At 72.4% G+C, this 26391-nt stretch carries 23 protein-coding genes; 11 read left to right on the top strand and 12 right to left on the bottom strand.

The window, feature by feature from the left end; genetic code table 11:
• Positions 1 to 70 precede the first annotated feature (70 nt).
• Genes OHB44_RS15870 through OHB44_RS15860 form a run of 3 tightly spaced genes read right to left on the bottom strand, consistent with a single transcriptional unit; the run spans position 71 to position 4012 of the window.
• On the bottom strand, positions 71 to 1879 hold the full coding sequence (locus tag OHB44_RS15870) for an ABC transporter ATP-binding protein (RefSeq protein WP_330441127.1): 1809 nt from the start codon (positions 1877 to 1879) through the stop codon (positions 71 to 73).
• A 41-nt stretch (positions 1880 to 1920) separates the two neighbouring features.
• Entirely contained in the window at positions 1921 to 3009 is a 1089-nt protein-coding gene (locus OHB44_RS15865; RefSeq protein WP_238685890.1) for a zinc-dependent alcohol dehydrogenase, read from the bottom strand.
• Positions 3002 to 4012 (bottom strand): Gfo/Idh/MocA family protein, encoded by a 1011-nt coding sequence (locus tag OHB44_RS15860; RefSeq protein WP_238685891.1) that lies wholly within the window; start codon positions 4010 to 4012, stop codon positions 3002 to 3004. Before OHB44_RS15860 ends, OHB44_RS15865 begins: the two co-directional genes overlap by 8 nt.
• 203 nt (positions 4013 to 4215) lie before the next feature.
• Here OHB44_RS15860 and OHB44_RS15855 point away from each other — a divergent pair, with 203 nt between their 5' ends.
• From OHB44_RS15855 to ctaD, 5 genes are all read left to right on the top strand, one after another.
• Entirely contained in the window at positions 4216 to 5223 is a 1008-nt protein-coding gene (locus tag OHB44_RS15855; protein WP_274531325.1) for a glucosyl-3-phosphoglycerate synthase, read from the top strand.
• A gap of 23 nt (positions 5224 to 5246) precedes the next feature.
• Positions 5247 to 6386 (top strand): glycosyltransferase, encoded by a 1140-nt coding sequence (locus OHB44_RS15850; protein WP_266305164.1) that lies wholly within the window; start codon positions 5247 to 5249, stop codon positions 6384 to 6386.
• 84 nt (positions 6387 to 6470) lie between these two features.
• Positions 6471 to 6929: a DUF4383 domain-containing protein gene (locus tag OHB44_RS15845; RefSeq protein ID WP_372488378.1), complete on the top strand. Its 459-nt coding sequence runs from the start codon at positions 6471 to 6473 to the stop codon at positions 6927 to 6929.
• Positions 6930 to 7078: 149 nt separating this feature from the next.
• Positions 7079 to 7807 (top strand): ATP-binding protein, encoded by a 729-nt coding sequence (locus OHB44_RS15840; RefSeq protein WP_266302656.1) that lies wholly within the window; start codon positions 7079 to 7081, stop codon positions 7805 to 7807.
• 125 nt (positions 7808 to 7932) lie between these two features.
• Complete coding sequence (gene ctaD, locus OHB44_RS15835; protein ID WP_238685894.1) at positions 7933 to 9924, top strand: aa3-type cytochrome oxidase subunit I; 1992 nt, start codon at positions 7933 to 7935, stop codon at positions 9922 to 9924.
• Between the two features lie 64 nt (positions 9925 to 9988).
• Here the strand turns inward: ctaD and OHB44_RS15830 are convergent, their stop codons facing one another.
• Both OHB44_RS15830 and OHB44_RS15825 read right to left on the bottom strand, forming a co-directional pair.
• Entirely contained in the window at positions 9989 to 11137 is a 1149-nt protein-coding gene (locus OHB44_RS15830; protein ID WP_238685895.1) for a SigB/SigF/SigG family RNA polymerase sigma factor, read from the bottom strand.
• 222 nt (positions 11138 to 11359) lie between these two features.
• On the bottom strand, positions 11360 to 12802 hold the full coding sequence (locus OHB44_RS15825) for a hypothetical protein (RefSeq protein ID WP_330441126.1): 1443 nt from the start codon (positions 12800 to 12802) through the stop codon (positions 11360 to 11362).
• A gap of 145 nt (positions 12803 to 12947) precedes the next feature.
• On the opposite strand from OHB44_RS15825, the gene OHB44_RS15820 reads away from it, so the two are divergent.
• On the top strand, positions 12948 to 13178 hold the full coding sequence (locus tag OHB44_RS15820; protein ID WP_238685897.1) for a CDGSH iron-sulfur domain-containing protein: 231 nt from the start codon (positions 12948 to 12950) through the stop codon (positions 13176 to 13178).
• A gap of 240 nt (positions 13179 to 13418) precedes the next feature.
• Here the strand turns inward: OHB44_RS15820 and OHB44_RS15815 are convergent, their stop codons facing one another.
• The 3 genes from OHB44_RS15815 to OHB44_RS15805 are packed head-to-tail and all read right to left on the bottom strand — an operon-like array spanning position 13419 to position 17428.
• Complete coding sequence (locus OHB44_RS15815; RefSeq protein ID WP_330441125.1) at positions 13419 to 14507, bottom strand: iron-containing redox enzyme family protein; 1089 nt, start codon at positions 14505 to 14507, stop codon at positions 13419 to 13421.
• Positions 14508 to 14556: 49 nt separating this feature from the next.
• Complete coding sequence (locus OHB44_RS15810; RefSeq protein ID WP_330441124.1) at positions 14557 to 16311, bottom strand: thiamine pyrophosphate-binding protein; 1755 nt, start codon at positions 16309 to 16311, stop codon at positions 14557 to 14559.
• Positions 16304 to 17428 (bottom strand): baeRF2 domain-containing protein, encoded by a 1125-nt coding sequence (locus OHB44_RS15805; protein WP_238685900.1) that lies wholly within the window; start codon positions 17426 to 17428, stop codon positions 16304 to 16306. Before OHB44_RS15805 ends, OHB44_RS15810 begins: the two co-directional genes overlap by 8 nt.
• 142 nt (positions 17429 to 17570) lie before the next feature.
• Between OHB44_RS15805 and OHB44_RS15800 the strand changes: the two genes are divergently transcribed.
• Positions 17571 to 18119 carry a hypothetical protein gene (locus OHB44_RS15800; RefSeq protein WP_238685985.1) on the top strand — a complete coding sequence of 183 codons (549 nt, stop codon included), beginning with the start codon at positions 17571 to 17573 and terminating at the stop codon, positions 18117 to 18119.
• A gap of 49 nt (positions 18120 to 18168) precedes the next feature.
• Here the strand turns inward: OHB44_RS15800 and OHB44_RS15795 are convergent, their stop codons facing one another.
• Positions 18169 to 18507 carry a DUF3817 domain-containing protein gene (locus OHB44_RS15795; protein ID WP_112602008.1) on the bottom strand — a complete coding sequence of 113 codons (339 nt, stop codon included), beginning with the start codon at positions 18505 to 18507 and terminating at the stop codon, positions 18169 to 18171.
• A 153-nt stretch (positions 18508 to 18660) separates the two neighbouring features.
• Between OHB44_RS15795 and OHB44_RS15790 the strand changes: the two genes are divergently transcribed.
• Complete coding sequence (locus OHB44_RS15790; protein WP_238685901.1) at positions 18661 to 20139, top strand: glutamate--cysteine ligase; 1479 nt, start codon at positions 18661 to 18663, stop codon at positions 20137 to 20139.
• Between the two features lie 34 nt (positions 20140 to 20173).
• On the opposite strand, the gene OHB44_RS15785 is transcribed toward OHB44_RS15790, so the two are convergent.
• Positions 20174 to 20560 (bottom strand): DUF2267 domain-containing protein, encoded by a 387-nt coding sequence (locus OHB44_RS15785; RefSeq protein ID WP_330441123.1) that lies wholly within the window; start codon positions 20558 to 20560, stop codon positions 20174 to 20176.
• Between the two features lie 396 nt (positions 20561 to 20956).
• Here OHB44_RS15785 and OHB44_RS15780 point away from each other — a divergent pair, with 396 nt between their 5' ends.
• Complete coding sequence (locus OHB44_RS15780; protein ID WP_330441122.1) at positions 20957 to 21976, top strand: S66 peptidase family protein; 1020 nt, start codon at positions 20957 to 20959, stop codon at positions 21974 to 21976.
• Positions 21977 to 22097: 121 nt separating this feature from the next.
• Positions 22098 to 22790, top strand: coding sequence for a DUF6348 family protein (locus OHB44_RS15775; RefSeq protein ID WP_266302662.1), 693 nt, complete (start codon positions 22098 to 22100; stop codon positions 22788 to 22790).
• Between the two features lie 152 nt (positions 22791 to 22942).
• On the opposite strand, the gene OHB44_RS15770 is transcribed toward OHB44_RS15775, so the two are convergent.
• Positions 22943 to 24115 carry a zinc-dependent alcohol dehydrogenase gene (locus tag OHB44_RS15770; protein WP_330441121.1) on the bottom strand — a complete coding sequence of 391 codons (1173 nt, stop codon included), beginning with the start codon at positions 24113 to 24115 and terminating at the stop codon, positions 22943 to 22945.
• A 29-nt stretch (positions 24116 to 24144) separates the two neighbouring features.
• Entirely contained in the window at positions 24145 to 25095 is a 951-nt protein-coding gene (locus tag OHB44_RS15765; RefSeq protein WP_330441120.1) for an SRPBCC family protein, read from the bottom strand.
• A 244-nt stretch (positions 25096 to 25339) separates the two neighbouring features.
• On the opposite strand from OHB44_RS15765, the gene OHB44_RS15760 reads away from it, so the two are divergent.
• Positions 25340 to 26350: a carboxypeptidase-like regulatory domain-containing protein gene (locus OHB44_RS15760; protein ID WP_330441119.1), complete on the top strand. Its 1011-nt coding sequence runs from the start codon at positions 25340 to 25342 to the stop codon at positions 26348 to 26350.
• The last annotated feature ends 41 nt before the right edge of the window (positions 26351 to 26391 follow it).

Genomic DNA, 26391 nt, shown 5'->3' with positions numbered 1-26391 from the left:
GCAACGGTACGCGATTCCGGGCGGCGCGCGCGGCCCGGCCGCCCGGCAAGTCGGCCTTCCTGGGGCGCGGTCAGCCGACCAGCAGCTGGTGGCTGGCGAGTTCCCGGTACAGCGGGTCGGTGGCGGTCAGTTCGGCGTGGGTGCCCACGGCCACCACCCGGCCGCCGTCGAGGACGACGATCTGGTCGGCGTCGACCACCGTGGCGAGCCGGTGCGCCACGATCAACAGGGTCCGGCGAACGGCCACGGCGTCGATGGCGCGGCGCAGCGCGACCTCGTTGCGGGAGTCGAGGTTGCTGGTCGGCTCGTCGAGCAGCAGCACCGGCGGGCCGGCGAGCAGCGCGCGGGCGATGGCCAGGCGCTGCCGTTCACCTCCGGAGAGCAGCACGCCGCCCTCACCCACCTGCACGTCCAGGCCCAGCGCGGTGCGCTGCGCCAGGTGGCCCAGGTTGACCTCGTCGAGGACGTCGCGCAACCGGTCGTCGGTGGCGTCCGGGGTGGTGATCAGCAGGTTCTCCCGCAGCGTGCCGGCCAGCACGGGAGCCTCCTGCTCGACGTAGCCGAGGCGGGCCCGCAGCGCGTCGCGGGGCAGGTCCCGTACGTCGGTGCCGTCGAGTCGGACCGCGCCGGCGCTCACCTCGTAGAAGCGTTCGACCAGGGCCAGCAGTGTGGATTTGCCGGCGCCGGAGGGACCGACGAGGGCGGTCCGGGTGCCGGCGGGGACCGCGAAGCTGACCTCGTGCAGCACCGGCTCACCGCCCGGGTAGCCGAAGCCGACCCGGTCGAACTCGATCATCGGGGTCGGACGGCGCGGGGTCGCCGTCGCGGCGGCGGACGCCGGGCGGTCGTCAGCGCCCTCCGCGGGCACGTCGAGGATCTCCTCGATCCGCTGGAGGGCGCCCAGGCCGGACTGCAACTGGGTGTACGCCCGCAGCACCTGACCCAACGGCAGCGCCAGCAGGAACAGGTACATGACGAACGCGACCAGGTCCCCGACGGAGATCGCCCCGGCGGCGACCCGCGCCCCACCGATGCCGAGCACCAGCAGGAACGCGCCCTGCACGGTTACCGAGCCGATCGGGCCGACCAGCGCCTGCACCCGGGCCACCCGCAGCCCCGCCGCGTAGGCCTCCCGCGCGCTGCCGGTGACGGTCTCCGTCTCCCGGCTCTCGGCGCGGCTGGCGCGGATGGTCCGGGCCGCCGAGATGGCCCGCTCCACCGCCGAGGTCATCTCGCCGATCCGCTCCTGCGCGACCCGGGCCAGCGCCCGGACCCGGCGGGCGAAGGTGGCGGCGAAGACCAACCCCAGCGCCACCCCGAGCAGGGTGACGCCGAACAGCAGCGGGTCGAGCAGCACCATGGCCGTGCCGGCGCCGACCACCGTCACCGCCCCGGTGACCGTCTCGAACAGCCCGGAGGTGACGACGGCGCGCAGCAGTGTGGTGTCCGAGCCGACCCGGGAGAGCAGGTCGCCGGTACGTCGGCGGTCGTACTCGGCGATGGGCAGCCGCAGCAGGTGACCGGCGAGCCGACGCCGGGTGCCCAGCACCACTCCCTCGGCGGTGCGTTGCAGCAGGTAGTCGCGCAGCCCACCGATCGCCGCGCCGAGCACCACCAGGGCCACCAGCACCGCCACCAGCCGGGCCACGCCCTGCTCGGCGCCGATCCGCTCGAGCACCGAGCGGGTGAGCAGCGGTTGCGCCAACGACGCCGCCGAGCCGATCAGCGACAGCGCGCCCACCACCACCAGGGTGCCGCGATGCTCCCGCAGGTACGGCAGCAACGCGGCCAGGCCGACCGACCGGTCCGCGGGCCTGTCGCCGGCCGGTCGGTCGGTCGAGGTGTCGCCGGGAACCGGCCGGTCCTGCACGGTGCTCATGTCGCGAACGGTAGCCGCCCCCGGCACGCGGCGACGGCGGGTCAGACGGCGAGCACCACCTGAAGCTCCTGGCGACGACGGTCGGCCAGGCCGGTCAGGAGGGCGGGCGCCTCGTCGAACGGCACCACCGCCGAGACGAGGTGCTTGCGGATCCCATCGCCGTACGTCCTGAGCAGGTCGACGGTCTCGGCGGAGAGCCGTTCGCGGTCCCAGGTGGGTGCGAGCCCGCGCGGAACCCGGCCGATCTGGGCACAGCGCAGCGACAGCCCGTTGTGGTGGAACTCCTCACCGAGGCGGACCGCGTCCGCGCCGCCCTGGTAGAAGGCGAGGTCGATGACGGTGCCCTGGGGCCGCAGCAGCCGCAGGGCGAGGTGCAGCGCCCACGCCTGCCCCCGGCACTGGAACACCACGTCGGCGCCCCGGTCGCCGGCGGTGTGCGCCCAACGGGTCTTGAGCACCACCGCCGGGTCGTCAGCGTCGGGGTCGAGGGTTTCCAGGCCGAGCGCCTCGGCGACCTGGCGGCGGTGTGGGGTGGGGTCGAGCACCACCACCGACGCTGCGCCGTTACGCCGGGCGAACAACGCCGTCAGCAGCGCCACGACACCGGCGCCGACGACGGCGACCCGTCGGCCGCGTACCCCGTCGCCGAGCGTGCGGACGTCGGTGCCGTGCAGGTCGGCGGCGGCGTGCAGCAGACCGTTGGCGCAGATCGGCCCCATGTGCGCGACGTAGACGCCGAGCAGCGGGTCCAGGTCGTCGGGCAGCGCCACGAACCGTTCGGCGACCGGGTCGGCCAGCCAGCCGGTGCGGTGCCCATACGTCATCGCGCCGACAGTTCCCACCGCGACGGCCGGGGTCTCGCTCTCCACCACCCGGCCGACCTGCATGTAGCCGAGTCGGGTGACCGGGTAGGGCGTGCTGGCCGCGCCCGGCTGGAACAGGCCCAGGTCGGCGTTCCAGGTGACGTTCAGGTAGGGGTTCGTGCCCTTGACGTAGCTCAGCTCGGTGCCGGCGGAGACACCACTGAACAGCGTCTCGACCCGGAACGTGCCGGGGCGCAGCGGGGCGGCGTCCTGCTCGACGAGGTCGACCCGGCCGGGGCCGGTGACCACCACGACCTTGTCACGCATCGACTGACACCCCCGTCGCGAGCGCCGCCGGCGCGGTCGCGGTGGCGAGCCGCACCGTGGTGCCGGTACGGGCCGAGTCGGACACCGCGAGGGCCAGGCGCTGGGTGGCGAGGGCCTCGGCGTACGGGACTCGCACGTCGTCGCCGATGCCGCGGACGGCGTCGACGAAGGCGCGGTCCACCGCCACCCGGGCGGCTTCGGGGTCGGCCGGGACGTGTCGTTCGCCGTCGGCGTCGCGGATCGACAGCCCGTCCTCGGTGATCGCGAGGGCCAGCCCGTCGGCGAGGATCTCCAGGCCGGCGCGGTGCTTCCAGCCCAGGACGCAGGCGGCGCTGAGCGTGCCGACCGCGCCGTCGGCGAAGCGCAGCGCGGCGGTGGTCACCGAGTCGATGTCGGCGCCGTCGACCGGCGGTGGGGTGCCGTTGCCGTACGCGGTGACCTCGGTGACCTCTCCGGCCAGCACGCGGATCAGGTCGAGCACGTGCGCGGCCTGCTCGACCACGGGCCCGCCGGAGCGGTCCCGCCGCGACCACCACGCCACCGGCGGCACCTTGTCGAGCCAGGCGCCGCTGACCATCCGTACCGGACGGTCGGCGAGCAGGTCGCGGGCCTGGTCGAGCACGCTCAGATAGCGCCAGTGGTGGCCGACGGCGGTGCGCAGCCCACGCCGCGCGACCAGGTCGGCGATCCGCTCGGCGGTGCTCAGGTCGACAGCGACGGGCTTCTCCACGAACATCGGCAGCCCGGCCTCGATCACCGCCTCCTCAGCCGGACCGTGCGCGAACGGTGGCACGCAGACGTACACGGCGTCCAGATCGACGGCCAGCAGCTCGGCGACGTCGGCGCAGGCCCGCCCACCGTGCTGTGCGGCCAGCGCGGACGCGGCCTCCGGCGCGACGTCGGTGACCCCGACCAGCTCGACGTCGTCGAACCCGGTCAGCACCCGCGCGTGACGCTGTGCCACGCCGCCGGCCCCGACCAGACCCACCCGGCATTTCCGCATCCCGACACCCCTTCGAAGACGTTTCATGTGCGATGGGAGCAGTCCCCTGGGCTGTGCGCAATCAAACGTTCATCCCCCGGGAACGAATTGTCGTCACCTCTGTGATCAAGCTGTTGCCGAGAATGCGGTTAGCGCGTGACGAGAAATGGGAACAACCAAATTCGGTTTTTCCACGCACGAACGGAGGGGTGCCCGTGCGGGATATGACATCGAGTGTGTCGCCGGTGGTGGAGGCGTGGGCCACGTACCGGACGACATCCGCGGCGGACTGGCCGACCCGTCGGCTGATGCGCGCCAAGGGTGAGACCCGGGTCAGCGTGGTGCTGCCGGCGCGCAACGAGGAGGCCACGGTCGGCGCGATCGTGTCGACCATCCGGGAGCACCTGATGGATCGGGTGGCCCTGGTCGACGAGCTGATCGTGGTGGATTCCCGCTCGACGGACCGGACCGCCCAGGTGGCCCGCGCCGCCGGCGCGGAGGTGGTCAGTCAGGACGCGATGACCCGGGGGTTGCCCCGGCTCACCGGCAAGGGCGACGCGCTCTGGGCCGGGCTGGCCGCCGCCGAGGGAGACGTGGTGGCGTTCATCGACGCCGACCTGCGGGAGTTCCGACCGCACTTCGTGAGCGGGCTGCTCGGCCCGCTGCTGACCGACCCGTCGGTCGATTTCGTGAAGGGCTTCTACCACCGGCCCCTGGTGGGCACCGCCAGCGTGGAGCAGGACGGCGGAGGCCGGGTGACCGAGTTGATGGCCCGGCCGCTGCTCAACCTCTTCTGGCCCGAGCTGGCCGGCTTCGTGCAGCCGCTCGCCGGTGAGTACGCGGCTCGCCGGGACGTGCTGGCCCAGGTGCCGTTCGTCTCCGGGTACGGGGTGGAGACGGCCATGATGATCGACCTGCTGGACCTGGTCGGTCTGGACGCGCTGGCGCAGGTCGACCTCGGTGAGCGCAAGCACCGCCACCAGGACACCGCCGCCCTGGGTCGGATGTCCGCGCAGATCATGTTGACCGCCTGGTCCCGGCTGCAGCGGCGCGGGTGGGCGACCCCCGGGTTCACGCCGGAGGCGTTGCTGACCCAGTTCCGTCGCGGTGGTTCGGACACCCTGCCCAACCTGGACCGCGAGATCGTGGTCAGCGACGTGTCGATCGAGGAGCGTCCGCCGTTGGCCGAACTGCGCCACCGGGTGCCCCGCCGCCGGGTGGCCGCCGCGTGAGCGCGACGAGCCTCACCGTGCTGATGAACGCCGGCCCGTGGCTGTCGGTGCCACCGCCCGGCTACGGGGGCATCGAGAACGTCATCGCCACGCTGGTGCCGGAGCTGCGGCGACTCGGCGTACGGGTGGTGCTCGCCTCGGTGGGCAGCAGCACCCTGCCGGTGGACGAGCAGCTCTCGGTGTTCGCCGACGGGCAGTTCGCCGCGTTGCAGCGGCCGTACAACCAGGTCTGCGGGATCGCCCAGGCGCACCTGGCCGGGGTGGTCCGGGAGCTGCACTCCCGCGACGACATCGACCTGGTGCACGATCACGTCGAGGCGGTCGGCCTGGCCACCCTCGCCGCGATGGGGCCGGCCGGACCGCCGACCCTGCACACCCTGCACTGGGACCTGGCCAAGCATCCGGCGCTCTACGGCAGCCTGGACGGCGGCGACCGGGTCCGGGTCAACGGCGTCTCCGCGTCGCAGCTGGCTCGCGCCCCACTGGCGCTGCGGGAGCACTCGGTGGGGCACGTGCACCTGTCCACGCCGCTCGCCGTCGACGCCGACCGGCGGCCCCGACCGGACAAGGGCGAGCACCTGCTCATCCTGGGCCGGATCAACCCGGGCAAGGGGCAGGACGTGGGCGCCCGGCTCGCGCACCGGGTCGGTATTCCGCTGGTGCTGGCCGGCCCCGTCGGGCCGTACCATCGGCCGGCCGACCTGGCCGCGGCCGGCGACGAGGCCCGGCAGAACCCGGACGTGCGGTTCTTCCTCGACGAGGTGGCACCGCACGTCGACGGTGACCTGGTCCGCTGGGTCGGCACCGTGGCCGGCCAGGAGCGCGACGACCTGCTCGCCAGCGCCCGCGCGTCGTTGTTCCCGCTGCGGTGGGAAGAGCCGGGCGGCACTGCGGTCGTCGAGTCGCTGGCCCTGGGTACGCCGGTGGTGGCCACCGCCCGGGGTTGCCTGCCGGAGCTGATCGAGCACGGCCGCACCGGGCTGCTCACCACCGACGAGGAGGAGTTGGGCGACCTCGTCCTCGCCGCCGAGTTGCTCGACCCCGACGAGTGCCGGCGGGTGGCCGCGCAGCGTTTCACGCCCGCGGTCATGGCGCAGCGTTACGTCGAGCTGTACGAGCGGGTCCGGCAGTCGGCGAGCGCGCCGAGGTTGCTGCCGGCCTGACCGACGGCGGAGCCGGCCGGTTTGCCGGTCGCGCCAGCGGGTAGCCGGCAGCGCTCATGCCCGCCGCGCGACGAGGAGCCGGGAATGGTCGGACCGATGGCGCACTCGCGGGCCCGACCGAACCCTGCCGACGGCAAACCGCCGGTCCGTCGCGCGGCGGCGACGGTAGGGGTGCTGTTCCTGCTGGTCGGCGTGCTCGGCTTCGTGCCGGGGATCACCACCGGCATGGACGCGCTGCGCTTCGCCGGCCACGACTCGGGCGCGTTCCTCTTCGGCGTCTTCCAAGTGTCGGTGCTGCACAACCTGGTGCACCTGGCGTACGGGGTGGTGGGTCTGCTGTTGGCCCGGACGGTCACCGGCGCTCGGGCGTTCCTGATCGGCGGCGGCGCGGTCTACCTGGTGCTGTGGCTCTACGGGCTGGCGGTGGATCACGACACCGGGGCGAACGTGCTTCCGGTCAACGACGCCGACGGCTGGCTGCACCTGGGTCTCGGCGTCGGGATGATCGCACTGGGCCTCCTGACCGGCCGGCCCCGTCGCTGACCGCCGAGCCCCTGCCGGACCGGCCGATCGCGTCCGTGACCTGGGTGTTGCGCACCGTGACCTGCGTCGCCCCGCCGTCGGTCCCGGTTTCGTCGGGAGCGGCCTCGGGTAGTTGGCAGATCCCGACCCAGCAGCGAATTGAGGCGCCGATGTCGAGCGGGATCACCTGCGAGGTGCGTACCACGGCACCGGTGGCGGTCGTCCGGCTCACCGGCCCGCTGCACCTGGGCACGATGCGCTCGGTGCACCGGGCGCTCAGCGACGCGCTGGTCGACCAGCCGGAGGCGCTGGTCGTCGACATGGCCGGGGTGAGCGTGGAGGACCGGTTGGCGCTGTCCGTGTTCGCCGCGACCGCCCGCCGGGCCGAGGAGTGGCCGGCGGTGCCGGTGCTGCTCTGCTCCCCGTCGCCGGTCGCCGCACGATGGCTGGCCGAGTCGACCGCGTGCCGGGTGCTTTCGGTCTCCGCGGATTGCGCGGAGGCGACCCGGTTGGCCGGCACGACGTCCACGTTGCGGATGCGGGCCCGGCTGGAGCCGGTAGCCGGGGCCTGCCGACGGGCCCGGGAGCTGGTCACCGAGGCGTGTGCTCGGTGGAACCTGCCGGACGCGTCCGGCCCGGCCGCGTTGGTGCTCAGTGAGCTGGTGGGCAACGTGGTGCGCCACGCCGGCACGCCGATGCACGTGACGGTGACCCTGCGCCGGCCGTATCTGCACCTGGCGGTGGTGGACGGCAGCAGCGCCCAGGCCCGTGCGGGCGGGACGGACCTGCACGCCGAGGGTGGGCGAGGGTTGATGCTGGTCCGGGAGCTGACCCAGCGGTGGGGCAGCGTGCCGGCCGGTCAGGGCAAGGCCGTCTGGGCGATGCTGCCGGCAACCTGAGCGTTCGAGGCGCTTGCGCCCGGTACCAGCGTTCTGACCGAATTTACCGCTCTGGCCTGGTTACATGGTGCGAGGGTCGGGTAGGCACGCCCGTCCTTTCTGCCGTCACGACGGGGTGAGCAGCCATGCCCAAGCGGGTAACCACGGAACCCGGTCGCGATCGGGGCCCGGCGATCCTGGCACCGGCACGTTTCGGGGGCTTCCCGGGAGCGGTACGGGCGCCGATCCCCGGCAACTCCCTGATCAAGTTCCTCGCCACCACCGACCACAAGCAGATCGGCCTGCTGTATCTGCTGACCTCCTTCGGGTTCTTCCTGCTGGCCGGTCTGGAGGCGATGCTGATCCGGGCCGAACTGGCCCGCCCGGGGATGCAGTTCCTCTCCTCCGAGCAGTACAACCAGCTCTTCACCTCGCACGGCGCGGTGATGCTGCTGCTGTTCGCCACGCCGGCGGCGTTCGGGTTCGCCAACTACATCGTGCCGATCCAGATCGGCGCGCCGGACGTGTCGTTCCCCCGCCTCAACGCGCTCGCCTACTGGCTGTACCTCTTCGGCGGCCTCATGGTCGTCGGCGGGTTCCTCGCCCCGGGCGGCTCGGCGGACTTCGGCTGGACCGCGTACGTCCCGCTGAGCAGCGTCGAGAACAGCCCCGGCGTGGGTGCGAACATGTGGGTGCTCGGCCTGGTCGTCTCCGGGCTCGGCACCATCCTCGGCGCGGTCAACCTGATCACCACGATCCTCACCCTGCGCGCGCCCGGCATGACCATGTTCCGGATGCCGATCTTCACCTGGAACATGCTGTTCACCAGCGTGCTGGTGATCCTCGTCTTCCCGCTGCTGGCCGCCGCTCTGCTGGCGCTCTCGGCCGACCGGTTGCTCAACGCGCACGTGTACGACGCGGCCACCGGCGGCCCGATGCTCTGGCAGCACCTGTTCTGGTTCTTCGGCCACCCCGAGGTCTACATCATCGCGTTGCCGTTCTTCGGCATCATCACCGAGATCATCCCGGTCTTCTCCCGCAAGCCGCTCTTCGGCTACACGGGGATCGTGCTGGCCACCATCGCCATCACCGTGCTGTCCATGACGGTCTGGGCGCACCACATGTTCGCCACCGGCCAGGTGCTGCTGCCGTTCTTCAGCATCCTGAGCTACCTGATCGCGGTGCCCACTGGTGTGAAGTTCTTCAACTGGATCGGCACCATGTGGAAGGGCCAGCTCACCTTCGAGACGCCGATGCTGTTCGCCATCGGCTTCCTGGTCACCTTCCTGCTCGGTGGCCTCACCGGCGTCCTGCTGGCCAGCCCGCCGGTCGACTGGCACACCCACGACAGCTACTTCGTGGTGGCGCACTTCCACTACGTGGTGTTCGGCACAGTGGTCTTCGCCCTGTTCGGCGGCTACTACTTCTGGTGGCCGAAGATGACCGGGCGCCTGCTCGACGAGCGGCTCGGCAAGGCGCACTTCTGGACCATGTTCATCGGCTTCCACGGCACCTTCCTGGTGCACCACTGGCTGGGCAGCGAGGGCATGCCGCGTCGGTACGCCGACTACCTGCCCACCGACGGTTTCACCACCCTGAACACGATCTCCAGCATCTTCGCGTTCATCCTCGGCCTGTCCACCCTCTTCTTCATCTACAACGCCTGGAAGTCCTGGCGGTACGGGGCGGTGGTGACGGTGGACGACCCGTGGGGCTTCGGCAACTCCCTCGAATGGGCCACCAGTTGCCCGCCGCCGCTGCGCAACTTCGACCGGATGCCCCGGATCCGCTCCGAGCGCCCCGCCTTCGACCTGAAGTACGGCCCGCTCGTCGCCGATCTGGGCCGCGACCTGCCGCAGCGCACCACCAAGCCGCCACAGCAGTTCGCCGAGGAGTTCCGGATGGAGCACCACGCCCCGGAGTCGCCGTCCGCCGAGGGCGCGCACGGCGCCCGCGACGCTGTCGACTACCAGCCGGCGCCGCGCTCCGGCGCCCGGCCGGTGGACGTGCCGGAGCCCGAGGGCGTTCGCCGGCCGAGCTTCGAGCAGAGCGACCCACCGCAGGACGCCGAGGACGCGCCGAAGCCGCACGAGCGCTGGCGCCACCCGCACAGCGACGGCAACCCCGAAGAGCACTGACCGGGGGTACGCGCGGAAGGGCCGACACCCAGCGGGGTGTCGGCCCTTCGCTTGTCCGTGTGCGTCAGTCCCGGGCCGGCGACAGGCCGGCGGCGGTGAGCGAGCGGCGTACCGCGGGCTGGACCCGGGTCAGCCGCAGCGGCACCCCGGTCCGCTCCGCCGCGTCCCGACCGGCCATCAGCGCGGCGATCCCACCGGCGTCGAAGCCACCCGCGCCGACCAGGTCGACGACCACTTCGCTGGGCTGGCCGGTGACCGCCTCCAGCATGGCCCGGCGCAGTTGGTCCGCGCCGTCGCGGTCGATCTCGCCGCCGACTTCGACCACCACGGAGTCGCCGTTCTGTTTGACCGAGATCCGGGTCTTGCCCGGGTCGGGTTCGGCGGCGCCGTTCTGCCAGGGCGGCGGCGCGTCGGCGAGCATCGCCTGGCGCAGCCAGGTGAGTGCCCGCGACAGCAGCCGGGACACGTGCATCTGCGAGATCCCGAACCGGGCGGCGATCTCCGCCTGGGTCTGGTTGCCGTAGAAGCGCATCGCGAGGATCCGGCGTTCACGCCAGGGCAGTCGGTGCAGCAGGCCGCTCACCGTCACCCGGTCGTCGACGGATTCGAGGGCGTTGTCCGACTCGCCGACCAGGTCCCCGAACTCGGCGGAGCTCTCCCCACCCACCGGCGCGTTCAGGGAGGCCGGGCTGTAGCCGGCCGCCGACTCCAGGGCGGCGAGGATCTCCTCCTGCGGAGTCTCCAGTCGGGCCGACAGCTCGGCCACCGACGGGGCCCGGGACAGCTCGCTCGTGAGGGCGGCGGTGGCCTGCCCCACCTCGAGGATCAGGTCCCGCAGTCGGCGGGGCACGTGCACACCCCAGGTGCGGTCCCGGAAGTGCCGTTTGATCTCGCCCACGATGGTGATCGCGGCGTACGCGGTGAACGAGCCCCGTTCCGGGTCATAGCGGTCGACGGCGTTGACGAGCCCCAGCCGGGCCACCTGCTCCAGGTCCTCCAGCGGCTCCCCGCGTCCCCGGTAGCGGCGTGCCAGCCGGCCGGCGAACGGCAGCGCGAAGCGCACCAGGTCGTCCCGGGCCTCCCCCCGCCGCTCCGGCGGCAGCCCGGCGATCCGCGCCGCGTACGCCATCGCCGCCGCGTCGAGATCCTCCAGACCTCGATCGTTGGGTGGTGGTGGGGTCGTGGTCGTGGTCGTGCTCGTCTGTCCGAACATCCGCGCCTCCCTCAGGAAGGTCCCCCGCCCGGATCGGGAAACCGGTCGTGCGCGTGGTCGAGCCACGCACCGGGCCGGAAAGTGGGTCAGTGACTGGGATGCCAGCGGGCGACACCGCATGTGCGCAGCGCAATCAGGCCGTCGCAGCCAGCGATGTTCCCGCTCCGTAGGTACTCAATCACGGGACCCCGGGTTCGCGAGGATGTTTCGGCGTGCTCCGTCTCAGGAGACCAACAACCCCTGGTGGCCGCCGCTGTCCCGGAGCACGGCCAGTGCCTCGGCGACCCCCATCGGGGGCGGCGCGGGCAGGTCGTACGGCTGGGCGCGCAGCACCTCGGTGGCCCGGCGGGTGGGCACCGAGGTGACCGGGTAACCCCGGGCGGTGGTGCGGTCCAGCGCCCGACGCCGCCGGCCGAACCCGGCCACGGCCAGCCACTGCGGCAGCCCGGCCAGCGCGGGTGAGCGCACCCCGGGCGGCTCGGGCAGCACGTCCACCGAGCTGAACGCCTCGCTGCCGGCGAGCCACCACTCGGCCTCGTCGACGTTGCGGCGGGTGGCGTTCTCACACCAGTACGGCACCAGCCCCGCCCGCACCACCTGCCACGGGTCGAGCAGTCGACCGCACTCCACCACCAACCGGTCACCGGTCTTGCCGGCGCGCCGCAGCCACCGCCGGTACAGGTCGGCCACGCCCGCGCTCAGCGCCGCCGGCCGGGGCACCAACACCCGGTGCAGCGGGTGCTGGTGCCGGGTGGACCAGTCCCGCGCGGCCAGTTCGAAGCCCGAGTCGACGCCGTGCTCGGCGTACGCGGAGGGCACTGTCACCTCCGGCGGCTCCCACCGGGTCGCGTCGCCGCCGACGGAGCGCAGCACCTGCCGCAACGCGTGGCTGTCCGGGTGGAAGTCCACCGGGTCCAGCCCACTGCCCGGGCAGCCGACCTGGAAGCTGTGCCCCGGTCCACGCTCCAGCACCGGCCAGGTGCGCGCGTCGCGGACCAGCAGCACGGGGGCACCCGGCAGCAGCAGGTCGGCCAGGAACCGCGCGTACGCGGCCGGTAGGGCCCTCCACGCGGCGGTCAGCGACACGGTCGCCCCGGTCAGCGCGCCCCGGCTGGCCGGGCAGTGCACCTGGCGCAGGTGCAGGTCGGCGTTGCCGGCGAGCAACCGGGTGGCGAGTGCCGCGCCATGCTCCGCGGCGTCCGCCGGGCGGTCCACCCCGCCGTCGGACCAGTGCGCCGTCATCTCGAAGCCCGCCGGCAGCCACGGCACGCCGAGGGCCACCGCGAGGTGCGCGGCCGCGCCGTGCGGAGAGCCGATCAGCACCCCGGGGTAGCGGCGACGGGGGTACTGGTCGACGAACCAGCGGGCCACCCTCGCGGCGTCCACCTCGTCGATCTGGGCCACTGTGAGCGCGACGCGGCCGGCGGCGCGGGTGACCGCGGCACGGCGTACCGGCTCGGGGGCGCCGGGGAACCGCGACGTCGGCCCGGTGTGCCCAAGGTCGGCGCAATCGACCCCGCGCAGCGCCCGGGCGGTGGCGGCGACCAGCACCCGGGCGGAGCTGCCCGCGGCCACGACCCGGTCGCCGGCGAGACCGGCGCCATCGGCCGTGAGCCCCTTGTGCACCTTGTGCACCGGCCCCACCTTGCCTCGTTCGCTCACCACGCGGCCCGGCTTCCCGTCCCGATGGGGTTCAAACGGGGCATCACCCACCCGGCGGCACATTCCGCTGGTCAGCGGGGTGCCCCGGTCATCACCGGCGTTCGGCGGCGCGGGTTTCGCCAGGGTCAGGACGGGCACTTCCGGGGCCATGCGCACCGACGACACCAGCGAGCCAGCCGCCGCCACGATCACCCCGTACGAGGACGGACCGCTGCTGGTCCGTGGCGACTTCGCGTTGGTCACCCCGGACGGGGAGCAGATCGACGCGCGACGGGGCACCGTGGCGTTGTGCCGGTGCGGAAAGTCGGCGCTCAAGCCGTTCTGCGACGGCACCCACAAGGCGATCAACTTCCGCGCGGGCACCACCCGCGAGGGCTGACCCCACGTCGCCGCGGCACCGTGCGGGAGGACGCGGAGGGGCCACACCAGAGGCACGTCCCCTTTGCTCTGCACCCGCCCATGCGCCAGTTACGGACCGTGCGTGGTGCGCGGGCGGGTGCAGAGCAAAGGACGGACCGGGCACGGCACGCCCCGCCCGACAGCCGGTCGTCTATGCCTGCCGACCCCACACGCCCGCGCGTGATCCGAAGGGCTTCCCGGATGCGACGAGCCCCTCGGATCAGACGAGCGCGGGCGGGGCCACCTCGGGCGACGCGACAATCGAGACCGTGGGCGGCACGGCCGGCGTTGCGGGTGCGTGCAGCGAACTACGGCCGGCGGCCCAGCTGTTCAGCAGGTGCACGGCGAACAGCCGGTCCACGGCGAGCCCCGCCGCCGCGCCGAAGAGCACATCGGGGGCGAGGGCCGGCTCGACGCGGACCAGGCCACCGCACATGTCGTGCGCGGCGATCTGCTCGTGCACCGCGTCGGCCTCGACGTGCTCGTCGTAGAAGCGGGTGGCCACCTCGTCGAAGCCGAGCCGGCGCAACCCGTTGCCGTAGCGACGGTTCGGCAGCGAGGAGGTCATCTCGAACGCGGCCAGGTGCCCGAGCAGCGCACCGCGCAACCGTCGGTGCAGCCCGAACAGCGACATCAGGTTGTTGGTCGCCAACGTCACCGCCGGCGCCACGTCGACGTGGGCGCCGTAGGCGGTGTCCAGGCCCAGCCGGTCGAGGGTGCCCCGGAACAGCTCGGCGTGCATCCGGTCCAGCCGCCCGTTGCCGTACTCGTCGGTCTGGATCTCCACGAGCGCGGCCTTGGCCGGACCGCCGAGGCGGGGCAGCGCCCAGCTGTGCGGGTCCGCCTCCCGCAGGTGGTAGACGGAGCGGTGGGTGACGAACTCGCGGAACTGGGTGAGGTCGGCGCGGCGTTGCAGCGTCGCGGCCAGCGACGGCCCGTCGTCGGCCGCGACCAGCTCGGCCAGGCCGGCCGCCACCCCGGCGGCGGGCACCGACGGCGCGCCGACCAGCCGACGCAGCGCCGCCTCGAAGACCCGTTCGCAGCGGGCCCGCAGCGCCAGCAGCGTCGGCTGCCACTCCCACGACTCGTCCACCCCGCGCCAGCTCCGGTAGTGCAGCTCGTAGCAGAGGAACAGCGTCAGCTGCAGGTCCTCGTCGGTGAACGGGTCCGACGGGTAGAGGTCAACGCCGAGATCGACCGGCAGGTCATGCGGCGGGTGCCGCAGAGCCGCCACGACCGCCGCGGAGAGCGGACCCCGGGCCGTCGGCAGGGTCGCGGGACCGTAGCGGCGGTCGGCGGGCTCGGACATAGGACCTCCAGCGTCGTCGGGCCGCTACTGATGCCCTGGTCCAGGGTGGTTAAACGAGGTCGTCGGCGTTCGCGGTGACCTCCACCTGCTCGCGGACCTTCCGGGCCGGAGCGCCCTCGGCGTACAGGCCCCGCAGGTCGGCGAAGGCGGGCTCCGGCGGCGCCAGCGACACCGCAGGGTCGACGACCGCCTCCAGTACGCAGGGACGGTCCGCGGCGAGGGCCTCGTCCCAGGCCGCGCCGACGAGCTCCGGACGGTCCACCCGCACCCCGTGCAGCCCCAGCAGCCGGGCCCACCCGGCGTACGGCACGTCGGGGCGGCGGTGGGTCGGGTCGGACGACGGTTGTCGCCCGCCGCCCATGCCGTTCTGGTCCCGGTTGTTGAGCACCAGCACCACCAGCCGTGGGTCGTGCCACTGCTGCCAGAGGTGCGAGACGGTGATCAGTTCGGCGAGGCCGTTGAGCTGCATCGCCCCGTCACCGACCAGCGCGACCACCGGCTGGTCGGGCGCGGCGAGTTTGGCCGCCACCGCGTACGGCAGCGCGCAGCCCATCGAGCCGAGGGTTCCGCACAGCTGCGCGTTGACCCCCGGCGGCAGGGTGAGGTGCCGGGCGTACCAGTAGAGGACCGAGCCGACGTCGACGGCGACCGCGCCGGTGCCCGGCATCCGGGCCGACAACTCCTGCAGGACGAGCTGCGGGTTGACCGGGTCCGCGGCGGCGGCCGCGCGCTCGGCGGCGACCTCCCGCCAGCGGTCCACCGAACTCTCCACTGTGGCGCGCCACTGCTGTTCGGGCCGCCCGCGCAGTCGGCTCAGCAGCGCCCGCAGCGTCTCGGCGGCATCACCGACCAGCGGCACGTCGGCCGGGTAGCGGGTGCCGATCCGGCGACCGTCGATGTCGATCTGCACCGTGCGCGCCTGCTCGGGCATCGGGAAGTAGTCGGTCCACGGGTCGTTGGTGCCGACCATCAGCAGTGTGTCGCAACCACCCATCAGCTCGGCCGCCGCCGGGGTGCCGACCTCGCCGAGCACCCCGGTGTGGAACGGCAACCGCTCGTCGAGCACCGGCTTGCCGAGCAGCGAGGTGGCCACCCCGGCGCCCAGCCGGTCGGCGATCTCGATGATCTCGGCGGCCGCGTCCCGACCACCCTGGCCCACCAGGATCGCCGTCCGCTGGCCGCCGCCGAGCAGCTGCGCGGCGGCGTCCAGGTCCACCTCGTGCGGCAGGACCCGGGCCAGCGGTTCGCCCGGGGTCGCCGTGATCACCCCGGCACCGTACGACTGCAGGTCGGGCACCAGCGCCTCCTGCAACTGCCGGGGCAGCACCACGCACGTCGGGCTGCGGGTCGCCGCCGCCGTCCGGAAGGCCTGGTCGAGCAGCGCCCCCACCTCATCGGGGCTGCGGCCGTACCGGACGAACTGGTTGCACACGTCCCCGAAGAGCCGGCTCAGCCCGATTTCCTGGTGCGCGCCGCCGAGCGGCCCGGAGATGTCCTCCCCGACGATGGCCACCACCGGCTTGCTGTCCAGCTTGGCGTCGTAGAGGCCGTTGAGCAGCTGGACGGCGCTGGGCCCCTGGGTGGCGAGGCAGACCCCGATGCCGCCGGTGAACTTGGCGTGCCCGGTGGCCATGAACGAGGCGGTCTCCTCGTGTCGGGCCGGGATGAACGCCGGCTCGCCGCCGGTGCGGTCCAGCGCGTCGACCAATGGAGCGATCGCCTCGCCCGGGTACCCGAAGGCGCGGGGCACCCGCCAGGCCAGCAACCGCTCCACCACGACATCCGCAACCGTTCGGTCAACCATTGCCCCGCCCCGGTGTGCTGGGGTCGACGTAGCGCAGTACCGCGCCGACGCCGTCGGTGAGGTCGGGCGCCTCGTCGGCGCCGAGCACTGTCAGTGCCGCGTCCGTGCCGACGAGCGCCCGGACGAGCGCCGCGTCGGCGCGTACCTTCTGCGGGTCGGCCACCGACATGGCGGCCAGCTGCCCCGGGTCGACGGCGATCTCGGTGGGTTGCGCGCCGATCCACAGCTCACCGTTGGCCGACGGGTCGTCCACGATGAGCATCATGTCGACCTGGTTGCGTTGCAGGGCCGAGACGACGGCGTCAAGCCCGCCGCCCACGTCCTCCTGCACGCCGAACTTGTCCAGCGCGTCGCTGATCCGCTGGTCGGCGATCTCCGCGATGGTCTGCACCGTGAGGTCGTCCAGCATCGTCTGGTCGGCGCCGCCGGCCCGTGACCCGGCATCGGTACGGACCACCAGGTCCTGCCAGCGCTCCGGCATCTGGGCGGCGATCATTCCGGTGGCCCGGACGTCACCGGCGACCACCACCACGTCCGCGCCAACCCGGTCGGCCAGCTGCACTGTCGCCGCGGTGACGTCGCCGGCGTTCTGGTGCCACGCCTCCATGGCCGCCCGCTGGTAGCGCGACTGGGACCAGCCGCCGGGCTTCGCCCGTCGCAGCGGGTACTCGTCCCGGCCGGCGACGTGCGCTCGTCGGGGCACCCCGCCGGCGCTGACCGCCATCGCGTCGGCGCCGAGCCGGTCGGCGACCACACGCACCCAGGCGACCTGCTCGCCGCGCTGGGCGAGCAGCGGCATCACGTGCGGCAACGGGCCGACGTGGGCCAGGTCCCGCAGTGGCGGCGCGGACAGGTACTCGGAGAGCACCACCTGTCCATGGCTTGCGAAGAGCGCCAGGCCGTAGTCCCCGACCATCGGATCATGACCTCGGACCACCCGGTCCAGCGCGGCGATGCTCGCCTCGTCCGCCCCCTGTTCGGCCAGGCTGCGTTCCAGGGCACGCCAGCGTAGATCCAACGCGGGATGGGCGTCCTCCGTGTCCGCGGAGGCGTCCAGATACACCGAGCACCACGGCCCGGGACGGTCGTAGAGCGGGCGCAGGAAGGACAGCTGCATGCTCGACCCCTTTCCAGCTCGGCCCCCCGCTTACCCGGGTCGCCGGGGATGTCACCTCGCGGCCGTGAGCCCGTGACCAGGTTTCATTCACGTCGTTCAACCGAGGACGTCGATACGATCTGTGAACGCAAGCGGACTCTCGGTGGTGGAGATGGACAGCGGACTTGATACCCGACGGATCGTGCACCCGACGGAACGAATCGTCACCGGGCGGCTGATCCGCCTGCTCGACGGCTACACCCGTGAGGTACGAATCGGTCAGCCGGTGCTGGTGGCGGTGCTCGCGGCGGCGGCCTTCGCCCGGCTACCCGCCCTGCTGCTGCGCTCGCTCTTCTCGTTCGGCGGCGGCGGCACCCGCCGTCGCTGGAAGGAGCTGAAGCAGGGTCCGGAGTACCTGGTCACCCCGGTGCGGCTCCGCAACACCGCCGGTCAGCTCTGCGAGGTGGAGCTGCACGGTCACCTGCCGCAGAGCGCCCTACACCCGGCGGACCAGGTGCAGCTCACCCTGCGCGCGCAACGCGACCCGGAGCTACCGCCCCGGATCGAGCGGATCGTCAATCTCACCACCGGGCAGCTGCTGACGCCACGCACGGCGACGCTCTGGTCGCATCTCGGGCCGCCACTGCTGTTGCAGGCGTTCCTGGGCACGCTGCTGGTGGCCGGCATCGTGGCCTGCTCCGCGCTGACCTGATCGGCCCCGACGGTTCAGCTCAACGGGGTGCGCCGACGGGTCGGCGAGTTCAGCCGACCGGGGCGGGCTCGCGGGCCGGCTGCCGGTCGACGCCGAGCATGCCCCGGCGGCGGGCCCAGCGCTCGAAGGCCAGGGTGGCGAACGGCGGCACCGCGCTGGCCAAGGCCACCGCGGTGGCCAGCAGGCTCCACCGGTGCAGCCGGGCCACGGCAAGCACCAGCAGGACGTACGCGACGAACAGGCCGCCGTGGATCGGCCCGAAGATCTTGACGCCCAGCTCGTTGTCCGGCGGGCCGTACTTGACCAGCATGCCGACCAGCAGGGCCAGCCAGGAGCAGGCCTCGGCGATCGCCGCCGCGACGAACAGCCGGGTCACCTTCTCGCGCATCCGCACGCCACCACCTCTCGGCCCGCAATGCTATCGGTCCGCTCTGGCTGGGCTAACGGGGCGGGCAGTTGGGTAGGAAAGGGTCCTCGGGTCTTCCCCCGCCCGCCGATCACGTGCGAGGTTAGGGGGACCAGCGGTGACGGGGTGGTGACCATGGGCGAGGACGTCGGCGTACGAACCTTCAGTCGAGAGGATCGAGCCCGCTACCGCGACAAGGTCCGCCGCTGCCTGGATGTCTTCGCCGAGATGCTGCGCGAGTCCCGTTTCGACCTCGACCGGCCGATGACCGGCGTGGAGATCGAGCTGAACCTGGTCGATGAGGCGTCGAATCCGGCGATGCGCAACGCCGACGTGCTGGCGGCCATCGCCGACCCGAGCTTCCAGACCGAGCTGGGCCAGTTCAACGTCGAGATCAACGTGCCGCCGCGCCGGCTGACCGGCACCGGCACCGCCGACTTCGAGGAGTACGTGCGGGCCAGCCTCAACGCCGCCGAGGTGAAGGCCCGGGCGATTGGCGCGCACATGGTCATGATCGGCATCCTGCCGACGCTGCGCCCCGAGCACCTGACCGCCGAGACGCTGTCGGCCAATCCCCGCTACAAGCTGCTCAACGAGCAGATCTTCGCGGCCCGCGGCGAGGATCTGCCGATCGCCATCAGCGGGGTGGAACGTTTGGCGGTGACCGCCGACACGATCACCCCGGAGGCGGCCTGCACCAGCACCCAGTTCCATCTCCAGGTCAGTCCGGCCCAGTTCGCCGACTACTGGAACGCCGCCCAGGCGGTGGCCGGCATCCAGGTCGCGGTCGGCGCGAACTCGCCGCTGTTCTTCGGGCGGGAGTTGTGGCGCGAGACCCGCATTCCGCTGTTCCAGCAGGCCACCGACACCCGGTCGGAGGAGATCAAAGCCCAGGGGGTACGCCCCCGGGTCTGGTTCGGCGAACGTTGGATCACCAGCGTGTTCGACCTGTTCGAGGAGAACGTGCGCTACTTCCCGGCGCTGCTGCCGGTCTGCGATCCGGAGGACCCGGCGCAGGCCCTGGCGGCCGGTGAGGTGCCCAATCTGGCCGAGTTGCGCCTGCACAACGGCACCGTCTACCGGTGGAACCGCCCGGTGTACGACGTGTCACGGGGCCGGCCGCACCTGCGGGTGGAGAATCGGGTGCTGCCCGCCGGCCCGACCGTGTTGGACACCATCGCCAACGGCGCCTTCTACTTCGGGTTGGTGCGTGCCCTCGCCGAGTCGGACCGGCCACTGTGGTCGCAGATGTCGTTCAGCGCCGCCGAGGAGAACTTCACCAGCTGCGCCCGGCACGGCATCGACGCGCAGGTCTTCTGGCCCGGTCTCGGCTACCTGCCCGTTACCGAGTTGGTGTTGCGCCGGTTGCTGCCGATGGCGCATCACGGCCTGGACCGGTGGGGGCTCGACCCGACCGAGCGTGACCGGTTACTCGGCATCATCGAGCAGCGCTGCCTGACTGGCCGCAACGGCGCGACCTGGCAGGTGGAGACGCTGCACCGGTTGGAGTCGGCCGACCACCTGGACCGGCCGGAGGCGCTGCGCGAGGTGGTTCGACACTACGTCGACCTGATGCACAGCAACCGGCCGGTGCACGAGTGGCCGATCCCGTGAGCACACCGGACGGTCGGCTCGATCGGCGCGGGGCTCAGCCTCGCGGGGTGGGAACACCGAAGAGATCGATGATGCCGTCGGGAAGCTGGGCGAGCAGGTCGTGCCGCTCGTCGTCGTTCAGCGCCTCGGCGACGGTACGCAACACCGCCTGGGCGTGTTGACGCACCTGGTCCGCGTTCGCGACCTGTTCGCGGTCCCCGACGTGCTTCAGAAACTCGCCGACGTCCCACCGGCGGCCCTGCGCGTTGCGGGTGACGGACCCGTTCAGGCGCTCCGGTAGCTGTGCCGCCAGGTGGTCCGCCTCCTGTCCGGCGAGCCTCTCACCGAGCACCGACAGGACGGCCTGTATGGACCGTACGGCCTCGTTCTCACCGAGGCCCGCGCGCTGTCGTACCGTGGCGATCATCTGCTCGTACTCCATGCCCCGCTCCTTCGGTCTCGTCGGCCAGCCGTCAGGCCTGCCTGCGGACGAACGGGGCGAGTTCCCAGGCTCCCTGGCGACAAACGGGGTCACGGGCGGATCCGGACTTTTCGCCATCGGTGGGCGGGGCCGCACAAACATGCCAGTCACGTCACTCGGGTCGCGAGCTGAGTCAGATCGGGCCAGGTCGGAAGCCCGGCCCGCTGCCGCAGGGGCACGCGTACTCGGTCGGCTGGAAGTGTCCCTTGTGGACCCCCATCGGGATCGGCGATCGTCGTAGGCTGTGGCAGCTCGCACGCATCGTCTGATCACGATGAGGGGACGCCGGTGGCCACTTCTGGAACAGACCCAGCCGCTATCCAGGGGCCCGCGCGGGCGCCCCTGTCCCGTCGACACATGCTGCGGATGGGAGCGGCGGCGGCCGGTGGCGCGGTGCTCGTCGGCTCGGCGGAGGCCACGTCCGCGCAGGCTGCGCCGGCTGGCGCGAAGCGCGTCCTGCGGGCACCGGCGCTGGCAGCCGGCGACCGGGTCCGGGTCGTCTCGCCCGGCAGCACGCCCGACCCCACGAACATGGCCCGCGGCATCGAGATCCTGCGCAGCTGGGGCCTGGAGGTCGAGCTGGGCAAGCACGTCTTCACCAAGTACGGCTATCTGGCCGGCACCGACGCGCAGCGGCTGGCCGACCTGAACGCCGCCCTCACCGACCCGGGCATCCGGGCCGTCTTCGCCGCCCGCGGCGGTTACGGCACCCAGCGGATCGTCGACCGCATCGACGTCTCCGTTCTGCGCCGGGACCCTCGGGTGGTCGTCGGCTTCAGCGACATCACCAGCATCCACGGCAAGCTCTGGCGCGACACCGGCCTGGTGACCTTCTACGGCCCCATGGTCAACTGGAGTGACGCCCGCACCGGCCCCGAGTCGGCCGAGGCGCTCCGCAGGGCGGTGATGACCAACGCACCGGTCACGATCTCCCGGGACCCGGCCGAGACTGCCGCTTCCGTGGTGGTGCCGGGGCGGGCATCGGGGCCCCTGCTCGGCGGCTGCCTGACGCTGATCTCCACCTCGCTCGGCGCGGAGGACTCGCCGAAGTTCGACGGCGCGATCCTCTTCTTCGAGGACGTGGACGAGGCTCCGTACAGCATCGACAGCATGCTGACCGAGCTGCGCCGGGTGGGCGTGCTGCACAGGGTCGCCGGTGTGGTCATCGGCCAGATCACCAACAGTGTCGGTGAACCGGGCGAGTGGGACGCGGCGGCGGTGCTCAAGGACCGCCTGTACGACCTTGGCGTGCCGGTCCTGGGCGGGCTACGGCTGGGGCACGGCAACGGGCAGCTCACCGTTCCGCTGGGCTCGCGCGCCACTATCGACGCCACGGCAGGGACCCTGACGGTGGAGCCGGGGGTCCGCCCGCGCTAGGCCTCAGACCAGCGGCGTGGGGTCCCCGGGGGGCGGGTCGTCGCGCAACCGGCTGTGCGGGTAGCCGTCGCGCCGGGTCGGGCTCGGCAACCGGCCGCAGCCGGCCCGGTACTGTGCATCCATGATCGACCAGCGGCCGACCCCACAGCCCCTCCCTGCCGAGCGTGTGCTGGAGCTTGCCGCGCCGATGCTTGCCGAGGTCGGTGGCGAGTGGCTGCTGACCGAAGGGCCGATGCTGCGGTCGGGATCGTTGGGTGTCCGGGTTCTTCCGTCGGACAGTGACGACTACCGCCACCTGGACCTGGAGATCCTGCTGAACGTCGACCGGCCGGACGTGCCAACGGTCGTCGACTGCACGCTTGGCCTCGCGGCTGATCCGGTCGAGGCGGCCCGTCAGGCGATCCAGGCGTGGATTGAGACCTGCCTGGTGACGGTCCTGGAGATGATCGAGCAGCAAGGGCGACTGGCGAACCACTTCAGGTCCGGTGACCAGGGCGGCTTCGCCGGCTGGCACGCGATAGTCGGCAGCGTGACCGGGTGGTCCGTTGACGGATCGCAGGCTAAGCAGGAGTGGTTCGCCGAGGCGATGCCGTGGTCCACCCTGGCGCCGGTGATCGCGGCCGGGCTCGACCGCCCGTACCTCAACGGCGTTCGCATGCTCCTCGGCCAGGGCGGTGACTCCACCGAGTGCGAGGTCCGGATCAACGGCCAGCGGCACGAACCGTCCGCTGCGGCGCTCGCCGCCCTGGACTGGCCGCGTACCGACCGTTTCGGCCTGGCACGCGCCTTCGTCCTCCTGGTTGGTCCCGACTAGTGCATTGATCGCAACGGTGGTCGGGCTGGTAGGCCGCCCTCGCGCAGTGCGACCCGGGGTGGTGGTCGGCTCCTGTGGAGCTGAATCGTTTGCGACATCAACTCCACAGGCAGCGCGCGACGCACTCCCCCGCCGGCAGACCTGGCCGCCGGTCACACCTTGAGCAGCACCTTCGTGCAGTCGTCCTGCTTCTTCTGGAAGATCTTGTAGCCCTTGGGCGCGTCGCGTAGCGGCATCCGGTGGCTGACGATGAAGCTCGGGTCGATCTCGCCGCGCTGGATTCGCTCCAGTAGCGGTCGGGTGTAGCGCTGGACGTGGCACTGACCGGTCCGCATGATCAGCGAGCGGTTCATGAACGCGCCCATCGGGAACTTGTCGACGAAGCCGCCGTACGCGCCGACGACCGAGACCACCCCGCCGGAGCGGCAGGCGAGGATCGCCTGCCGCAGCGCGAACGGCCGTTCCGTCTCGACTCGCGCGGCCTGCTTGGCCCTGTCGTACGCGTACATGGCGGCGTTGCCGTGGTGGCCCTCCAGGCCCACCGCGTCGATGCACGCGTCGGGGCCCCGGCCGGCGGTCATCTCGTTGAGGGTGTCCAGCACGTCGGCTTCCTCGTAGTTGATCGTCTCGGCGTCGATGTGCTCCTCGGCCAACCGCAGCCGGTACGGGAACCGGTCGATGACGATCACCCGCTCCGCGCCGAGCAGCCGGGCGCTGGCCGCGGCGAGCAGCCCGACCGGCCCGGCACCCCAGACGGCGATCACCTGCCCGGGTTTGATGTCGCACATCTCGGCGCCCATGTAGCCGGTGGGGAACACGTCGGCCAGCATGACCGCCTGGTCGTCGCTGATCTCGTCGGGCACCTTGACCGGGCCGACGTCGGCGAACGGCACCCGGGCGTACTCGGCCTGGCCACCGGCGTAGCCGCCGAGCAGGTGCGAGTAGCCGAAGATGCCGGCCGGCGAGTGCCCCATGATCTTCTCGGCGATGCCGGCGTTCGGGTTGGAGTTCTCGCAGACCGAGTAGAGGCCGCGCTGGCAGGACGAGCAGTGCCCGCAGGCGATCGGGAAGGGCACCACCACCCGGTCGCCGGGAGCGAGGTTGCGAACCTGCGGGCCCACCTCCACCACCTCGCCCATGAACTCGTGGCCGAGGATGTCGCCCTTGCGCATCGCGGGGATGTAGCCGTGGTAGAGGTGCAGGTCGGAGCCGCAGATCGCTGTGGTGCTGATCCGGACGATCGCGTCCCGGGCGTTCATGATCTTCGGGTCGGGTACGTCGATGACCTTGACGCTGTCGGCGCCCATCCAGGCGGTGGCCTTCATTCTCGGTCCCTTTCGGAGAGCTCGGACGGTCAGCGACGGGACGCCGGCAGCGGCTGGGCGGGTCGCTGCATGGCCTGTTGGCGTACGGAGATGCCGTTGGGGCTGCCCTCGGAGCGAACGACCTCGCCGGTCTCCAACACCTGCTTGAACCGGCGCAGGTCGTCACGGACCTGCTGCTCGGGTTCCTCACCGAAGAGCTTCGCCACCGCTCGGCCGAACGCGCCGGCCGGCGGCGCGTAGCGCAGCTCCACCCGCACCTCGGTCCCCCGGTCGCCGGGTGCGGGCACGAACCGGACCCGGCCGGCGTTGGGCACCCGGGTCCCCGGCAGCGATCGCCAGGTGATCGACTTGTTCGGCTGGTCGTCGATGATTTCGGCGTCCCACTCGACGCGGCGTCCGGCCGGACCACGGGCGATCCAGTGCGAGCGGCGCAGGTCGTCGGCGCGGACGGACTCCAGGTGCGCCATGAACCGGGGCAGGTTCTCCATGTCCCGCCAGAACCGGTACGCCTCGGCGGGCGACCTGTTCACCGTCACCGCGATCTGCATCCTGATCACCCGGGCGCGGGCCCGTCGAGCGCGCCCGACGCGTACGGCGGCGAGCACGTCGACGGCGGTGATGCCGGCGATGGCGAGGGTGGTCAGCGCGACCCGGCGGCGCCGTTCACCGCCGCGGTCAGCGAGGGCCCGCCCGAGCAGTGTGAGGTCCATGGCGTCGCCGGCCACCCGGCTCCAAACCCAGCCGGCCGGGCGACGGCCGCTGAGCAGGCCGGCGGCGCTGCCCAGCTCGCGCAGGCCGATGGCCGGAAGCACGGAGCGCGCGGCCGGGGAGTCGTCCACCCCCGCCATCCGGGCGATGGGTCCGGGCGCGACCAGCGCGCCCACTCCCAGGGCCAGGCTCAGCAGGCCGAGCGCGCTCGGCAGCGTCGCCGGCACCGGCCCGTCCAGCTCCGGCAGGAGCACAGTGTCGACACGACTCATGTCCGGTCCCTTCCGGTGGGCGTCGCCGCCCGGTTCGTCGACGGGGGCGGCCGTGGTCCCCGCCCCCGTGACGCTATGTCGTACCGGTGCCAGATGCGCCGGGTTCGGGGCAGAACATCCGTTGCGGCCGGTGTGGGCGGGAACGCGGTGCCGTGACGGTCGGCATCGCGACATTGACCGATTTGGATCACATGAACACCGTTACCGTCGGCCCAACCCGCCGCGCCGCCGGAAGGACACCCCCATGAGCCGGGCTCTCCTGCGCTATCTCACCGCCACCGTCGCCGTCGCACTGCTCGTCGGGGAGGCCGCCGCACCGGCCGCCGCGCGTACCCCCGGGTCGACCGCGCCCGGCGGCGTCCGCACCGTGGTGCGCGACGCGGCCACCGGCGCGCCGGTCCCCCGGGCCTGCGCCGCGCTCGTCCCGGTGGACGCCGCGGCGTTGTCGGCGGTCGGCATCGGTGAGGACCAACTCGGACGGTACGGGGGTTGCGCCGACGAGCAGGGCGTCCTGGTGACCGGGGACGTCGCCCCGGGGAGGTACCGGCTGCTGGTGAGCCCCTACGACAGGGCGGCGTACGGCATGCAGTGGGTCGGCCGGCACGGCGGCACCGGTGAACGCGAGCGGGCACAGGTGATTCAGGTGCGGCCCGGCGTGGTGACCAGCGCGCCGACCATCCGGCTCGACCCGCCAGGCACCGTCGTCGGAGTGGTGACCAACGCGGCGACGGGCGCGCCGATCCCCCGTGCGCTGGTCATGGTGGTGCCCTACGTGCCACACCCGAAGTACGACGACCACGGCCCGACCACCGACGAGGACGGCCGTTACACGATCACCGGCCTCGGCCCGTACCACTGGCCGGTGCAGTTCGTCGCCGCCGGGCTGGCCACTGTGTGGTCCGGTGGGGTGGGCGCTCGACAGCAGGCGCGGCCGGTGCGGGTCCGCGCCCAGCAGACGGCGACGCTGAATCAGGCGCTGCCCGCCGGGACACCGCTCACCGGGGCGGTACGGGTCGACGAGCTGCTCACCTACGGCCAGGTGATCGCGTTCGACGCGGCCACCGGGGACCTGGCCGGCGTGGCGGACGTGGGTGACGGTTACGCCCTGCGCCTGCTCCCGGGGCAGCGGGTGAAGCTGCGCTGCGACTGCGCGTACGCCCCGTCGGTCTGGCACCACGACGCCGCCGGCTTCGACGCCGCGACTGCCGTGCGGGTCCGCCGGGCGCCGGTCGTGGTGGACTTCAACCTCGACTGACCGGATTCTGGCCGGTCACCGGAACCTTCTCCCGGGCCCGT

It is taken from the genome of Micromonospora sp. NBC_00821, assembly GCF_036347035.1.
In the GTDB taxonomy this organism is placed as follows: Bacteria; Actinomycetota; Actinomycetes; order Mycobacteriales; family Micromonosporaceae; genus Micromonospora; species Micromonospora hortensis.
The sequence above is the reverse complement of the archived record's forward strand: the minus strand, read 5'-3'. Positions and strand labels throughout refer to the sequence as shown.